The sequence below is a fragment of the Prevotella sp. Sow4_E9_plate genome (assembly GCF_052116205.1).
Lineage (GTDB): Bacteria > Bacteroidota > Bacteroidia > Bacteroidales > Bacteroidaceae > Prevotella.
In genome coordinates, this window is the sequence record NZ_JBQKLN010000024.1 from 24,163 (window position 1) to 38,864 (window position 14,702).

Consider the following 14,702-nt stretch of genomic DNA (forward strand, 5'->3'; position numbering starts at 1 on the left):
ATCGAAAATGAGTAAGAAAAACAAAGAAAAGTTGAATTATGAAACAAAATAAAGTATCTTTTCAGAATCCGAAGACGGGAGAGCCGCTCTCTCAGCAGGAGATTGACGAAATGTTCATGCGCCGCTGCCTGCAGTTGGCTAAGAATGGTAGGCAGAATGCGAAGCCTAATCCGATGGTGGGCGCCGTCATCGTGAGTGCAGAAGGAAGAATCATCGGCGAGGGCTATCATGTAAGATGTGGCGAGGGGCATGCAGAGGTCAATGCCTTTGCTTCTGTGAAGCCCGAAGATGAGCATCTTTTGAAGGATGCCACCATCTACGTGAGTCTCGAACCCTGTTCTCATTATGGCAAGACGCCTCCTTGTGCCGACCTGGTCGTCAGGAAAGGCGTGAAGAGATGCGTCTGCGGCTGCGTAGATCCTTTTGCCAAGGTTCAGGGGCGTGGAATCCAGAAGATTCGCGAGGCAGGAATCGAGGTAACAGTAGGCGTCCTGGAGGCGGAATGCCTCGAACTCAACAAGCGTTTCATCACTTTCAATACCCATCAGCGACCATACATCATCCTGAAATGGGCGCAGACTGCGAATGGTTTTCTGGATAATAATTATCAGGGAATGGCGATTTCGTCGCCTTTTACCAAGATGCTTTCGCACAAGCTTCGTGCCGAGAATGATGCTATCCTGGTGGGAAGAATCACCGATGAGCGTGACCATAGCCTGCTCAACGTAAGAGACTGGAGCGGCAAGGACCCGATGCGACTGGTCATCGACCGCTATCATCCTTGTTTCGAGGGCTTGGATTTCTCCAGGGGTAAGGAAGAGGTGTTGAAGCAGATGATGCAGTACCTATATAATAATAAGGTGCAGTCGCTGATAGTAGAAGGTGGAGCCATCACCCATCAGGCTTTCCTCGATGCCGGATTATGGGATGAAATCAGGGTAGAAACATCTTTATCCACAGATGTGGAAAACGTGGTAACTGCCGGAACAGCAGCACCCAAGCTTCCTCATAATATACGGTTAGTGAGCCATGAGGCGTATGATGGAAACGTCATCAATATCTATGAACGCCAATAGTTTCATAGAAGCCCCAAAGCTAATCATAAAGTTCAAAGCGAAGAAAGTGAAGAACGAAGAGTGAAGAGTGAAGAGTTCAACGGCTTTACTAATCATAAAGTTCAAAGTTCAATGTTCAAAGTTCAAAGTAAAGAAATGAGCAATAGATTTACATCGCGCCTGAGCGATAATGACGATTTCAAGAGAGACGAGTTGATTCGCAAGATAGAGCATTCTGTGGAGCACATGACGCTCGCCGAGCTGGAAGCCCTGTCGTATGACATGTTTACCAAGGGTTACATCCAGGATTACTAAACATTCAGGCATAAGACAAGATATAAAAAAGGTGGGTGCTACAACAATTCGTGTAACACCCACCTTTTTTATATCTTATTCTTTATTTCCTTTATTTCGCCATTGGAGTGAAACGCAAGGTGAACTCATGAGCTCCTGTTGGAGTCATGTACTGTGGCAGACAAGAGTCGCCACCACAACTGCGGTTACCGATGCCACGCTGCCAGAAATCGAAGTGAGCGAAAATCTGGTTAGAGCGTACCAGGTCGTAAGGATGCTTGCCACCATAGAATACGTCGTAGTTGAACTGGGCATCATCGAAGTGAGACAACGAGAAGGCTACCATGCCCTCGGTGGTAATCTGCAACTTCGTGCTGTTGTTGTCCAATGTCAACTGGCGCAAGCCCTGGCGGTCGCCCATGGTCTGAGGAGCACTCTGCTCTTCGAACATGCCATCCACGGTGGTCTTGTACAAACCTAACAGCGAACCTCTCTGGCGGTCGATGTAGTTGCTCCAAGGACCCTTGGCGTAATATTCAACATTCTCGAAACCAGGAGCAAACTGCATGGTAATACCGATTCTTCGGGTTTCCTCAGAAGAATTGTTGGTAGTCACCTTCATATCCACGGTTCCGTTAGGATAGATGATGTAAGCAATCTGGTGAGTATCCTTACCGTTGGTAACGGCAGTTTCCACAACCACGTTCTTGCCCTGCTTCTTAGGAGCCTTCACCATCATCTTCTTGCCGGTGAGTGCACCCTCTTCCTTATTCTCGTTCTCGGCAACACCACCTGTAGCACCCAGGTTTACGTTGTCGTTGGCGATGCGGCGGAAACCGTTGAAGTCAGGACCTGCATTAGGCTGAACGAGCTGAGTATTGCGATAAGTCCAGTTGGCGAGGGTTCCATCCTCTGCGAATGTGATGCTGAAATCCTTGCCGGTGATGGTGTTATCCTTCACCTTCAGCTTGCCCTTCTCCTGGATAGCTGGCAATTTGCCATGGTCTTTCTGTACGAAGGTAGGGTCGGCTACAGATGTGCCTGCTACATTCTCTGCAGAAAGCTTGAACTGCTGCTGAGCCATCTCATAACCCTGCTTGCTCCATGAAGTTGCCTTCTTCAGGATGAGGCTGAAGGTGATGACATACTCTGCCTTATCATCTACAGCGGTGGTGTATGGGATGTTGATGTCGCAGGTTTTGCCTGGCAATACAGATGGGATAGCCATCTGGTTCTTCTCTACAGAAACGCCGTTGCGGAGCACCTCGTAGCAGAGATCATAGATGTCGGCAAGGTTGGTGAATGCGCACTTGTTCTTCAAGGTGAGTACGCGGCTGTAGAAAGATTCGAAGTTCACGTCTCTATAAACATACTTCACCTCGGTGAGCTTGGCTGTCCACTCTCTGCCTGGAGTAATGATACCGTTACTCATGAAGTCGCCCTGGAATCCTCTGTAACCGTTGTTCATCTTGGTATAGTCGTAACCGGATGTGTAGTAGTGGAGTCCGGTCTTAGGATCCTTCAGAGGAAGACCCTTGCGGATGCGGCGTGTATCGTAGATTCCCTGGTCAACCCAGTCCCAGATGCAGCCACCGGTAATACCTGTACTTGCCTCGATGAAATCCCAGTATTCCTGCAGGTTACCTACAGCCTGACCCATTGCGTGAGCATACTCACAGATGAAGTAAGGCTTGTCGTTGAGGCCGTTCATCTGCTTCTTTACCACCTCGATTCTTGGATACATGTCTGAACCGAAGTCTGAGTACTTGGCACCGTGATTGTAACCCTCGTAGTGAACCCAAGCATCGCGACCAGGCAGGAGTTCCTTCACCTTATCGTAGGTAGCCTGGAAGTTGTCGCCACCGCCCGACTCGTTACCGAGCGACCAGAATACCACGCTAGGATGGTTGCGGTCTCTCAACACCATGCGTTCTGTGCGATCAACGTAGGCTGCGCGCCATGTAGGGTTGTTTGAGAGAGATTGGTTGTTGTGGCACTCTACGTCAGCCTCATCCATACAGTATAATCCGTAGTAGTCGAACATCGCATACATCTTAGCCTGACGAGGATAGTGGCTGGTACGGACGGTGTTCACATTGGCCTGTTTCATCAGAATCACGTCGCGAAGCATGGTTTTCACGTCGATGGCGTGACCATAGAGTGGATGAATATCCTGGGTGTTGACACCCTTGAAGAATACTCGCTTGCCGTTTACATAAACCAGTTTATCCTTGATGGTCACCTCTCTGAAACCGTATTTGGTAGAGAATACCATCTCTTCCTGGTCGCCTGCCTTCTGGCGAACGATAACGGTATAGAGATTAGGCTGCTCTGAGGTCCAGGCCTTCAGACCGGTGAGGTTGTCGATGCTAAGGCGACAGTTCTTCTGAGCATCCTTGGCAGTCATGGCAACCTGAGCAGACTGCTTGGCAACAGACTTGCCCTGTGGGTCGAGGAGTTCAATCTCCAGCGTCTTCTCAGATTTCTCCTTGGCTGCATTATCGATGGTCAGATCAACATTCAGGTTGCCTGATGTGTAATCCTTGTTCAGGGCAGATGTGATGTAATGGTCTGCTACGAAGGTCTTTGGAGTAGCTACGAGATAAACATCGCGGTGAATACCACCGAGGTGCCACATATCCTGTCCCTCCAGGTAAGAGCCGTCGCTCCAGCGGTAAACGCGTACAGATACGTTGTTGTCGCCCTTGCGGACGAGGTTGGTCACATCGAAGTCAGCATCGGTATTGGCGCCCTGTGAATAGCCGGCATATTTTCCGTTTACCCAAACCACGATGGCGCTGCAGGCACCGTCGAAGTGCAGGAACACGCGTTTTCCTGTTTCCCAACCCTCTGGCAGGTTGAAGTTACGGCGATAAGAACCTACCGGATTCTTGTCGAAATTATCCTTGAAGGCTGTGATGAACGGAGGTTTGTTCTCGAAAGGATAGCCCACATTATTATATACAGGCACATCGTATCCAGCCATCTCCCAGTTGAGAGGCACCTGGAGTTCCTTCCATGAAGAAACGTCGGCGTTGTCTGCCCAGAAATCATCCTTTTCCGGCTTGCCCTGCTTCCAGTCGGCTGTATAGTGGAATTTCCACTTGCCGTTGAGCAACAGATAGTTGGCACGCTTAGGAGTGAGCCATGGGAATTTGAAGTAATCGTCCTTCTGCATGGTGGCAGTAGAAGAATAAGGCACGAAGGTAGCGTGCGCCTTTTCCTTGCGATCCTCAAACTTAGTTTCGTCTTCTACCCATTTGTCTGTAAACGGACAAACGTCAACTTTGGTCTCCACCACCTTCTTTACTTTTTTCTTGGTGTGCCTAGGTTGTGCAATAGCTGATGCGCTGAAGAGGAAGGTCAATGCAACCGCAGCTCCCCAAAATAAATGTTTTTGTTTCATTGTCTGGTTGAATTATTAATAATTACAAGTTAGCTAGTTATGAATCTATTTAGATTTGGTGCAAATTTACGATTAATTCCTGAAACCTCCAAATAATTACAGCACTTTTGTTGGGGGGAGAATTAAAAATGGCTATTTGTCAGGAGGAAAGTGGCTTCCATTGCTGCTTATTTAAGCCTTTTTTCATTTATTGCCTGACTATGGCATAATGTTGCCCCCTACCAGGGCAACATTATGCCATGACGAGGCACGAAACGATGTATCGCCTCGTTTTTTTAGGAAGAAGATGCCTTTGGTAATCAAGCACAGTCGTCAAAATTCTACTCTCGCTTTTACTCTTCACCCTTCACCTTTTGGGTGTAATTTGTTGTGAATTAGAATGTTATGAGGGTGAAGAGTGCTCTTAACTCTTCACCACCCTTCACCCACTCTTCACCCTTGGAAAATTTTGCTTTTATGCGAAAAAACTGGAGAAATTAGAAGGTGAAGAGTGGGTGAAGGGTGGTGAAGGGTCTGCGTAACTCTTCACCCGCCGAAACTATTGAGTGATAGGGGTTTATGCATGAAAGGTGAAGGGTGAAGAGTGTATTTGAGATTGCGTTTTTATCCTTTTCTTCCGAAATCGGCAGGAATCTCGCCCCACTTCTTCGTTTCCCATTTAAAGATAGGAACGGTGACGGGGTGGGTGCGGAGCCAATTCTCGGCACGGGCGATGACCTGATAGAGCTGCTCGGTCTGAGGAGTGCGCTCCAGTTTGGTCTTGCATTGCTTCTTGCTTACCCAGAGCTGGGCATTCACGCTGTCGCTATAGATTACCTTGTCGGTAATGCCCTTCTGTGCCATCAGGGCGAGGGCGTGGACGATGGCGAGGAACTCGCCGATGTTGTTGGTGCCGTGGATAGGACCATAGTGGAAAACCTGGGCGCCGGTCTGAAGGTCGATGCATTGGTATTCCATCGGACCCGGATTGCCGGAACAGGCTGCATCTACAGCCCAGGCATTCGCCGTAACTTCATTGGGTAGAGGGAGAACTGTATCGTTTCTCCACGAAGGAGGATTGACGGGCATATTACTCATATTTTTCTGATTTTTGTTGCTTGGTTGATGAATTTTGGAGAATAATGGTCTTTATAAATAAATTTTTTGGACTTTTATATCTGTAGAAGTATACGAACCTCTATAAATGTGAAATGAGCAATCCCCAGAGTCTGGCTCTGGGGCTGCTCATTATCTGTCAATAGTCATTATTCGATTGTAGGTTATAATATCTTATGTAAAAATTACATTCTTTCTGGAACCTCGATGCCGAGCAGAGCCATACCGTTCTTCAGAATCTTGGCAACATTGGCTGCGAGAACCAGGCGGGTAATCTTCTCAGCCTCGCTCTCAGCATTCAGAATGCTGTAATCGTGGTAGAACTGGTTGAATTCCTTGGTCAGCTCGTAGCAGTAGTTGGCAATACCGCCAGGGTTATAGTTGTTGCCGGCATCAGCTACGGCTACAGCGAAGTCATTCATCTTCTGGATGAGGTCGATCTCCTTCTCGTTGATAGGAGCATCTGCGCCCAACTCAGCAGGAAACTCGATACCCTCGGCAGCAGCCTTGCGCATGATGCTGCGGATACGAGCGTAGGTGTACTGGATGAAAGGACCTGTATTGCCGTTGAAGTCGATACTCTCTTCTGGGTTGAAGAGCATGTTCTTGCGGGCATCTACCTTGAGGATGAAGTACTTCAACGCTCCAAGACCCACGATGCGTGAAATCTCCTGGCGCTCTTCCTCGCTCATGTCCTTGAACTTGCCAAGCTCATCACTTGTCTGGCGAGCATCCTTGATCATCTCTGCCATCAGGTCATCAGCATCTACTACGGTTCCCTCGCGGCTCTTCATCTTACCGTTAGGCAACTCTACCATACCGTAAGAGAAGTGAACCAGGTCCTTGCCCCACTTGAAGCCGAGGCGGTCGAGCAGGATTGAGAGTACCTGGAAGTGGTAGTTCTGCTCGTTACCTACTACGTAAATCATCTTGTCGATAGGGAAGTCCTTGAAACGGAGGTCGGCAGTACCGATGTCCTGAGTCATGTAGACAGAAGTGCCGTCAGAACGGAGCAGGAGCTTCTGGTCGAGACCCTCGTTGGTGAGGTCTGCCCATACTGAGTTGTCGTCCTTGCGGAAGAAGAGACCCTTCTCCAATCCTTCCTCTACCTTCTTCTTACCCTCGAGGTAAGTATTTGACTCATAATATATCTTGTCGAAACTTACACCCATCATCTTGTAGGTCTCGTCGAATCCAGCGTAAACCCAGCTGTTCATCTTCTGCCAGAGTGCACGGACCTCAGGGTCGTTGTTCTCCCACTTCACGAGCATCTCGTGAGCCTCCTTAATCAGCGGAGCCTCTGCCTTTGCCTTCTCTGTGGCAGCTTCCTCGTCCATACCCTCCTTCATGTACTGAGCCTTGAGCTCTGCGATTTCCTCACGATAGTGCTTGTCGAAGGCTACATAGTAGTCGCCGATGAGGTGGTCGCCCTTCTTGCCGGAAGTTTCAGGAGTTTCACCATTGCCCCACTTGAGCCAAGCGAGCATTGACTTACAGATGTGGATACCACGGTCGTTAACGATGTTTGTCTTGATTACCTTGTTGCCGTTAGCCTCCATGATCTGAGCCAGAGACCAGCCGAGGAGGTTGTTGCGCACGTGACCGAGGTGGAGAGGCTTGTTGGTGTTAGGAGAAGAGTACTCGATCATGACGAGCGGGCTATTCTCTGTAACAGGCTTCTCGCCGAACTTAGGGTCAGCGTTGATGGTGTTCAAGAGTCCTACCCAAGCGGCAGGAGCGATAGAAAGGTTGAGGAAACCCTTTACTACATTGAAGTCTGCGATGACGTTAGCGCAGTTCTCCTTCAGGTAGTCACCAATCTCGAGTGCAGTTCTCTCAGGAGTCTTCTTTGACATTTTGAGGAATGGGAATACGACGAGGGTAAGGTTACCTTCGAAATTACTCTTGGTCTTCTGCAGGGCTACCATCTTTTCAGGTACGTCCTGACCATAAAGCTCCTTCACCGCCGCGATGACAGAGCTGATGATTTCGTTTTCTATCTTCATTATCTTTATATCTTTTTTACCGGTAAATATCTTTTCTTTATGCCCGCTCAAGGGTCATTTGCATCCCCTTGTTGTCTAAGCGGCTGCAAAATTACAAATAATAATTGGATTGTGCAAAGAAAAGCGATATTTTCTTTATCCTTCAAGGATAATTTCAGCCACGTCTTCCGGCGAATTCCAAAGGATTCCGTCCTGCAGCTCATCATCGGTAAAACCGTTGAGTGCTTCCTGGGCTTCCTTAGGAGTGATGGCTGACGTTCCGTCCTCGTTCTTTGCATCGAGCAGTGCCTGTAAGATGGCTGCTCTGTATTCTTCGATTGTCATCATAATTTTTATGTTGTTTCGTTGTTCATTTTGTCTTTTTGATGGTGACAAAGGTAATGTTTTTTTTCGAAAACTCCAAACTTTTTGTCATTTTCTTTCGGAGAATATAGAAAAGTTTTAAATTTTCACGTATTTGAAATGTGAAACGGCAGGAGCGTTAGCTGTTGTCTTGCTTTTCCAGATAGAATGTAACATGGTAGCCGGAGAGACTGTTGTCGGATAGTCCCAGTTCGATGTTCTGCATCATCAGCATCTGGCGGGAGAGAGATAGTCCGATTCCCGTTCCGGATGATTTGGTGGTGAAGAATGGGATGAAGATTTCCCGTGCCACATCGGCAGGGATGGGGGCACCATTGTTGCTGAACAGCAGGACAGGACGCTCGTTTTGGCTCATGCGGACGTCGATGTCGGTGGCATGGGCTTCGATGGCATTCTTGGTAAGATTGATGAATACCTGTCGCAGCATGTTGCGGTCGGCCTCCAGCGTGGCATTCTGAGGGAGGGAAAGGTGCCAGCTGAGGTCGGGATAGAGCGCCTTGATGCTCTCCAGGAAAGAGGCGAGCGGAAGGGGTTCTACGACGGGAGCCTGAAGCTGGGTGAGCTTGCGGTAGCTATCCACGAAGTTGGTGAGCGACTTGCTGGTGTCGTGAATCGCCTGAATGCCTTCTTCGTATTCGCTTCCCTTGATCTGCGGGTTGCTGAGATAAGCCTGGCAGATGCTGGAGATGGGAGCCGTGGCGTTCATGATTTCGTGGGTGAGTACACGGGTCAGCTTTTGCCAGGATTCCACTTCGTGTCTGGCTACGAGGCGGGCAATATCGCCCTGCATGTCGTTGAGTGCCTGCTGCAAAGCTCTTTCGCCTGGAAGCAAGCCCGAAGTGGGTAGGCGGAAGGCGTAATCGCCATTTCTTACAGCCTCACGCATCAGGAAGGCACGAGCCTTCAGCCTTCGCTGATGGCGAAAGAACAGATAGATGAGGCCGCCCAGGATGAGGCAGATTCCACCTATTAAATATATAATCTTGATAATAACCATAAAATTGCTCTAATACATTTGTCTCTTAACTTCTCCCTAACTTCTCTTAACTTCTTTAACTTCCCTTTCCAAAAGTCATCTCTTCAGTTTTGCATAGAGGGTTTGTCGGGTAATGCCGAGCATTTCGGCTGCACGCGAGATGTTGCCGTGGCATTTATCCACGACCTTCCGGATGTAATCGTTCTCGAAATTTTCCAAGGTTGCCACTTCCGTATTGTTGTCGATGGCATCTTTTAGGGTTCTGATGAGTTCGTCATTATCCCAGGGCTTGGTGACGAAATCGGCGGCTCCGCTTTTCAATCCCTTGATGGCAAGCTGCACGTCGGCAAAGGCGGTGATGAGCACCACGGGGATGTGGGCGTGGAGTCGGCGGAAGGTGCGGAGCCAGAGCAAACCGTCCTGTCCGCTGTTTACGCCGAGCGAGAAGTTCATGTCGAGTAGGATGAGATCTACCTGCTCCTGTTGCAGCAGCGTGGGGGCGGTATCGGGGCGAGAAAGGGTGAGGATCCGTTCGAACGTATTGCTCAGACAAATTTCCAGCGCCGTGAGTATCGACGGATTATCGTCGATGACAAGAAGGGTTCCGTATTTCATTTCTTTTATTTTTTTGTTTGCAAAAGTACGCTTTTTTCCCGAAACGACAAACAAAAATGGGGCAGTTGTGTGATAATCATACAATAGAGTGTATGAATTTTATACAATCCACCTTCCGGGCTGCCGGAAATCTTGGCAGAAAACGGGAGAAGCCGTAACTTTGCAGCAGCTAACGAAAACAGGGAGATGGTATTCTTCCTTTATCGTTTGATTTTAGTGAAACAAAAAATAAATGAGTATATGATGAAAAGTTATGTGAAATTCTTATCACGCAACAAGCTTTATGCCACCATAGAGGCCTTGGGCCTCTCGGTGGCACTGGCTTTTGTGCTGATTCTCGTTTCCTACGCTACTGCAGAGTATCGTGTGGGAACGAATCAGAAACTGGCGAAGGAACTCTATGTTGCAGGTTCCGGCGATTATCTCGGAATGACCTGGGGCACAGCCAAGGAGTTCTTTCCTTCCATCCCGGAAATCAAGGGATGGACAAGATTTGGTGAATATTATGCTCCGCAGGGAGCCATGATAGATGGACAGTATTATGAGGCAAAATATCTGGCTATCGACCCGAACTTCTCCCAGTTTATGGGTTACAAATGCCGTGGTTGTGCGCCTGATCATCTCCTTTCGGATGCTCATCAGGCAATGGTTTCGGAATCTTTTGCCAAGAAAGCCTTCGGCAACGCCAATCCTATCGGCCGTACCATCCAATGCGGTAAGCTGCAACTCAAGGTGGTGGGAATCATGGAGGATTTCGACCGTGAGGACCTTCTTAACCCATACGATATTTTCGTGTCGATGAAACTGATAGAAGCTAAGGCTCAGGCGATGGATCAATTTGGCTCCTGCACTACGGTGGCGCGACTGGCAAAGGAAGCCGACCCCGAAAAGGTGAGACAGACCTTGCTCGGCAAATATATGAACTATTGGAAAGATTGGAAAAAGGAATCGGATGGAGTCAACTTCATGTGGGGCTGCCAGTTTATGAGATGGGACCAGATTCATTTTACAACTGATAGTGTCGATATTTTCAAGCATGGCAATCGTACTCTCGTGAATATCCTCCTGGTTGTGGCGCTGGTTCTGCTGCTTTCTGCCTTGTTCAACTACATCAATCTTACGGTGGCTCAGATTGGCAACCGTGCGAAGGAGATGGCTACCCGAAGACTGCTGGGCGAATCGGTAGAGGGCGTTATGCTGCGCTATCTTAAAGAGTCGGCGCTCTTCACGGCAGTCTGCTTCCTGCTGGGCTTGTTGATTTCCTGGGCATTCATTCCGTTGTTCAATTCTATGTTGGATACGAAAATCGACCTGTTCCATTCCTTCGACCTTCTGTGGTTCCTGCCGTTGGCTTACGTCATCATTTCCATCTTTGCGGGAATCCTTCCTGCCATCGTGGTTTCCCGTTTCAATCCGATAGATGTGGTGAAGGGAACCATCCGCATGCGCAGCAAGATGTGGTTCAGCAAGATATTTATCGTAGCCCAGAACGTCATCAGCATCACGCTGGTAGTCATGGCGATAACGATGATGCTCCAGATGAAGCATCTTGCCGATTTGCCCTTGGGTTATCAGACGAAGGATATTGTTTACATCTATTCTTCTTTGGATGGTTCGCCGGAGAAGATGGCTATCCTCAGGAACCGTCTGAAAGCGCTTCCTGAGGTGGAAGAGGCCACTTACGGCAACGCCAATCCTATTGTAAGCTGGGGAAATGGCGTGCATGATGACAATGAAAAAGTAATAGGAATGCTCCGTATGTTCATGGCAGATTCCACGGCGATGAAGATGTTGGGATTCAAGGTGATTGAACAGTATTGCGAACCAGCCTATGGCAAGATTTGGGTAACGGAAGAGGCGAAGCGTGCCTATGGCGTTTCTGCCCACAAGCCTTGGTTCGGAATGAGAATGAAGGATGGTAAACATGAATATGAGGTGTGCGGCGTGATTGCCGATTATCATAGTGGAGATGCGCTGAGCGAGAATGAGAAAACGGAGCATAATGCCATTGGAGTCATTACCCCGCAGCAGGGTGGATGGGCTGTTCTGGTGAAAACCCGTGGCGATCATGCCCAGGCGCTGCAGGCAATCAGGAATACCTGCAAGCAGGTGGCTAAGGAACTGATGGGTGTTCCTACGGAAATGGATGTGGAGTATATGGATGATACTTTGAAGAATAACCTCAAGGACAAGCATAATATGATGGTGCTCATCATCACCTTTATGAGCATTTCTATCCTGATTTCTGCCCTGGGCCTCTTCGGAATGTCGGTTTATTACGGCAACCAGCAGAAGCGGCAGATTGCCCTCCGCAAGGTGATGGGCGCTTCGATTGGGGATGCGGCCTGGCAACTGGCTAAGAGATTCCTCGTCAGTTCGCTGGTGGCTGTGGTCATCGCCATCCCTATCTGCGTGAAGCTGATGCAGACTTATCTCATGGATTTCGTCCATCGCATCTCCTTCCCTTGGTGGGTGTTGCTGGCTGGCGCCGTTTTTACCTTATTGATAGCCTTTGTTTCGGTTATCGGCTGCACCCTGCGTACGGCGATGTCGAATCCGATAGACAGCATCAAGGCTGAATAATGAGTCATAAACTTTAAAAAGATTTCTAACGATGATACGAACAGAAAATTTAACTAGAATATTCCGCACGGAAGAGGTGGAAACCATCGCCCTGAACGGCGTAAACATAGAAGTAGAGGATGGTGAGTTTATCGCCATTATGGGTCCTTCGGGATGCGGCAAGTCAACCTTGCTGAACATCCTCGGCTTGCTGGACAGTCCTACGGAGGGCAAGTATTGGTTGAATAATGAGGAAGTGGGCCATCTGAAGGAGCGTGAGCGCACCGCCTATCGCAAGGGTCGCATCGGCTTCGTGTTTCAGAACTTCAACCTTATCGACGAACTTACCGTTGAGGAAAATGTGGATTTGCAGCTGAAATACCTCGGAGTGGGAAAGGCGGAGCGCAAGGAGCGTGTGCTCGAAATTCTGAGAAAGGTGAAGCTGAGCCATCGTGCCAAGCATTATCCTCATCAGCTTTCGGGCGGTCAGCAGCAGAGGGTTGCCATCGCCCGTGCCGTGGTGGGCAAGCCTAGCATCATCCTTGCCGATGAGCCTACGGGTAACCTCGATTCCAAGAATGGTATGGAGGTGATGCAGTTGCTCAGCGAGCTGAACGAAGAGGGAACCACCATCGTGATGGTTACGCACTCCAAGCACGATGCTACCTACGCCAGTCGCATCATCAATCTGTTTGATGGACAAGTGGTGGATGCGATGAATGATCAGCTTTAATCTTTGGTTTCGAATGATTAGCTTTGATCTGCGGTTTACTGTCCAACAATTAGACGGTGGTGTCTAATTGTTGGACAGTTTGTTTAATGAGGATTTTTATTTAATGGCCTGATTATCAGGAGAAATGCTGTTTTGGCACGGCTCTTGTCCTTATCATGCCAAAATGAAGAAGATTATGAAAAGAATAGGAATATTGATAGGATGGTTGGTCTGGGCGGCTGGTGCCTCGGCACAGAGCTGGAGCCTTGACGACTGTATGAAATACGCCGTGGAGCACGCCACGGAGGTGAAGCGGGAGGTGGTGAATGCCCGCCAGCGCAAGCAGGATTACCAGCATGCTGTGGCTGGATTCCTGCCTACCGTTATGGGTGGCGTACAGGGACAGTACGCCTGGGGACGAAACATCGACCCGGAAACCAATACTTATAATAATGTAACGACATTCAACAATTACTATCAGCTTTATGCCGAACTGAATGTTTTCGATGGTTTCGCTACCATCAACGCCTTGAAGCAGGCTAAGTTGAGTCGGGATTATTCTGCCACGGCGATGCAGAAGATTCAGGACGACCGCGCCATCGACGTGATGCAGAATTATGTGGATGCTGCCTATGCTGAGGCAAGCATTCAGATAGCAAGCGAGAAACTGAACGAAAGCAAGCGGATGCTGGCGAAGATGAAGCGCCTGTATGAACTGGGCGAGAAAGGTCGACCGGATGTGGTGCAGATGGAATCGCAGGTGGCAGAAGATGAATACAATCTTACGCATCAGGAGAGTGTGGCAAAACAGAGTCTGCTCGCCTTGAAATCCGCGATGAATTTTCCGGTGGATGAAGAGCTGAAATTGGCGGCTCTGACGAAGACTCAGAAGAAAAGCCTGGAATCAGGAATGCTGAAAGAAAGCGAGAAAGAAGCTGGTAGTCAGAGCGTAGAACCAAATGGGGTAGAGAATCTGGGGACTGACAAAATAGAAACGTCAATCTTACCTGTAAACTACGAAACCGTTTACCAGGGTTTCCAGAATATTTCTCCCGATTTGAAGTCGGCAGAATACGAAGTGGAGCGGGCACGATATGATTATAAGATAGCAAAAGGCAGATTGCTGCCATCACTCTCTCTCGGTGGCGGCATTTCTACCAACTATTACAAGAATCTCTCTCAGAAAGGGCAATACGATGGGTTTGCCTCGCAGTTTCGCAACAACCAGGGCGAATACCTCGCATTGACCCTTTCCATACCTATTTATAATAGCGACCGCTGGCACAGCGTGAAGAAGGCACGCAACGACTGGCAACTGGCGCAGGTGAACCTGGAGGAAACCCGTCGCAAGCTTCACGACCAGATAGCCCAGGCGGTAATGGATGCAGAGGGTTACGCCAAGGAGTTGCATCAGATGCAGAAGAAGGTGGCCTCCGATTCGCTCGCCTATCACATGTCGAGCCGGAAGTTTGAGGAAGGAATGCTTTCCACTTTCGATCTTCATACCGCAGCCCAGACGCTTCTGGAAAGCAGAATCAAGGAACTCCAGATGCAGTTGCTGCTCATTATCAAACAGAGATTGGTTGCTTATTATCAGGGAGAAAATTTAATAAGATAA

11 protein-coding genes are annotated in these 14,702 nt (G+C 48.8%); 5 read left to right on the plus strand and 6 right to left on the minus strand.

Annotated features, from left to right (window positions below; genetic code table 11):
* Positions 1–38: 38 nt before the first annotated feature.
* A complete protein-coding gene (ribD, locus tag ACTQ53_RS10505; protein WP_441932980.1) occupies positions 39–1,076 on the plus strand; it encodes a bifunctional diaminohydroxyphosphoribosylaminopyrimidine deaminase/5-amino-6-(5-phosphoribosylamino)uracil reductase RibD in 1,038 nt (345 codons plus the stop codon).
* Between the two features lie 135 nt (positions 1,077–1,211).
* Positions 1,212–1,370, plus strand: a complete 159-nt coding sequence (locus tag ACTQ53_RS10510; protein WP_176425501.1) for a hypothetical protein — start codon at positions 1,212–1,214, stop codon at positions 1,368–1,370.
* Positions 1,371–1,461: 91 nt separating this feature from the next.
* Here the strand turns inward: ACTQ53_RS10510 and ACTQ53_RS10515 are convergent, their stop codons facing one another.
* The 6 genes from ACTQ53_RS10515 to ACTQ53_RS10540 all read right to left on the minus strand — a co-directional run bounded on the left by ACTQ53_RS10515 (position 1,462) and on the right by ACTQ53_RS10540 (position 9,810).
* Complete coding sequence (locus tag ACTQ53_RS10515; RefSeq protein ID WP_441932981.1) at positions 1,462–4,755, minus strand: glycoside hydrolase family 2 TIM barrel-domain containing protein; 3,294 nt, start codon at positions 4,753–4,755, stop codon at positions 1,462–1,464.
* A gap of 603 nt (positions 4,756–5,358) precedes the next feature.
* Positions 5,359–5,832, minus strand: a complete 474-nt coding sequence (locus tag ACTQ53_RS10520) for an RNase H family protein (protein ID WP_295346960.1) — start codon at positions 5,830–5,832, stop codon at positions 5,359–5,361.
* Between the two features lie 203 nt (positions 5,833–6,035).
* Positions 6,036–7,856 carry an arginine--tRNA ligase gene (argS, locus tag ACTQ53_RS10525; protein ID WP_441932982.1) on the minus strand — a complete coding sequence of 607 codons (1,821 nt, stop codon included), beginning with the start codon at positions 7,854–7,856 and terminating at the stop codon, positions 6,036–6,038.
* A 135-nt stretch (positions 7,857–7,991) separates the two neighbouring features.
* Complete coding sequence (locus ACTQ53_RS10530) at positions 7,992–8,183, minus strand: hypothetical protein (RefSeq protein WP_217760640.1); 192 nt, start codon at positions 8,181–8,183, stop codon at positions 7,992–7,994.
* A gap of 154 nt (positions 8,184–8,337) precedes the next feature.
* Positions 8,338–9,216, minus strand: coding sequence for a sensor histidine kinase (locus tag ACTQ53_RS10535; protein ID WP_441932983.1), 879 nt, complete (start codon positions 9,214–9,216; stop codon positions 8,338–8,340).
* 75 nt (positions 9,217–9,291) lie between these two features.
* Entirely contained in the window at positions 9,292–9,810 is a 519-nt protein-coding gene (locus ACTQ53_RS10540) for a response regulator (RefSeq protein WP_441932984.1), read from the minus strand.
* 240 nt (positions 9,811–10,050) lie between these two features.
* Between ACTQ53_RS10540 and ACTQ53_RS10545 the strand changes: the two genes are divergently transcribed.
* From ACTQ53_RS10545 to ACTQ53_RS10555, 3 genes are all read left to right on the plus strand, one after another.
* Positions 10,051–12,393: an ABC transporter permease gene (locus tag ACTQ53_RS10545; RefSeq protein ID WP_441932985.1), complete on the plus strand. Its 2,343-nt coding sequence runs from the start codon at positions 10,051–10,053 to the stop codon at positions 12,391–12,393.
* Positions 12,394–12,424: 31 nt separating this feature from the next.
* On the plus strand, positions 12,425–13,105 hold the full coding sequence (locus ACTQ53_RS10550) for an ABC transporter ATP-binding protein (RefSeq protein WP_118311189.1): 681 nt from the start codon (positions 12,425–12,427) through the stop codon (positions 13,103–13,105).
* Positions 13,106–13,280: 175 nt separating this feature from the next.
* Positions 13,281–14,702 carry a TolC family protein gene (locus tag ACTQ53_RS10555; protein ID WP_441932986.1) on the plus strand — a complete coding sequence of 474 codons (1,422 nt, stop codon included), beginning with the start codon at positions 13,281–13,283 and terminating at the stop codon, positions 14,700–14,702.

Coding starts and splice junctions, on each gene's coding strand:
- ribD (WP_441932980.1), top strand. CDS start 39: ATGAAACAAAATAAAGTATCTTTTCAGAATCCGAAGACGGGAGAGCCG.
- ACTQ53_RS10510 (WP_176425501.1), top strand. CDS start 1,212: ATGAGCAATAGATTTACATCGCGCCTGAGCGATAATGACGATTTCAAG.
- ACTQ53_RS10515 (WP_441932981.1), bottom strand. CDS start 4,755: ATGAAACAAAAACATTTATTTTGGGGAGCTGCGGTTGCATTGACCTTC.
- ACTQ53_RS10520 (WP_295346960.1), bottom strand. CDS start 5,832: ATGAGTAATATGCCCGTCAATCCTCCTTCGTGGAGAAACGATACAGTT.
- argS (WP_441932982.1), bottom strand. CDS start 7,856: ATGAAGATAGAAAACGAAATCATCAGCTCTGTCATCGCGGCGGTGAAG.
- ACTQ53_RS10530 (WP_217760640.1), bottom strand. CDS start 8,183: ATGATGACAATCGAAGAATACAGAGCAGCCATCTTACAGGCACTGCTC.
- ACTQ53_RS10535 (WP_441932983.1), bottom strand. CDS start 9,216: ATGGTTATTATCAAGATTATATATTTAATAGGTGGAATCTGCCTCATC.
- ACTQ53_RS10540 (WP_441932984.1), bottom strand. CDS start 9,810: ATGAAATACGGAACCCTTCTTGTCATCGACGATAATCCGTCGATACTC.
- ACTQ53_RS10545 (WP_441932985.1), top strand. CDS start 10,051: ATGATGAAAAGTTATGTGAAATTCTTATCACGCAACAAGCTTTATGCC.
- ACTQ53_RS10550 (WP_118311189.1), top strand. CDS start 12,425: ATGATACGAACAGAAAATTTAACTAGAATATTCCGCACGGAAGAGGTG.
- ACTQ53_RS10555 (WP_441932986.1), top strand. CDS start 13,281: ATGAAAAGAATAGGAATATTGATAGGATGGTTGGTCTGGGCGGCTGGT.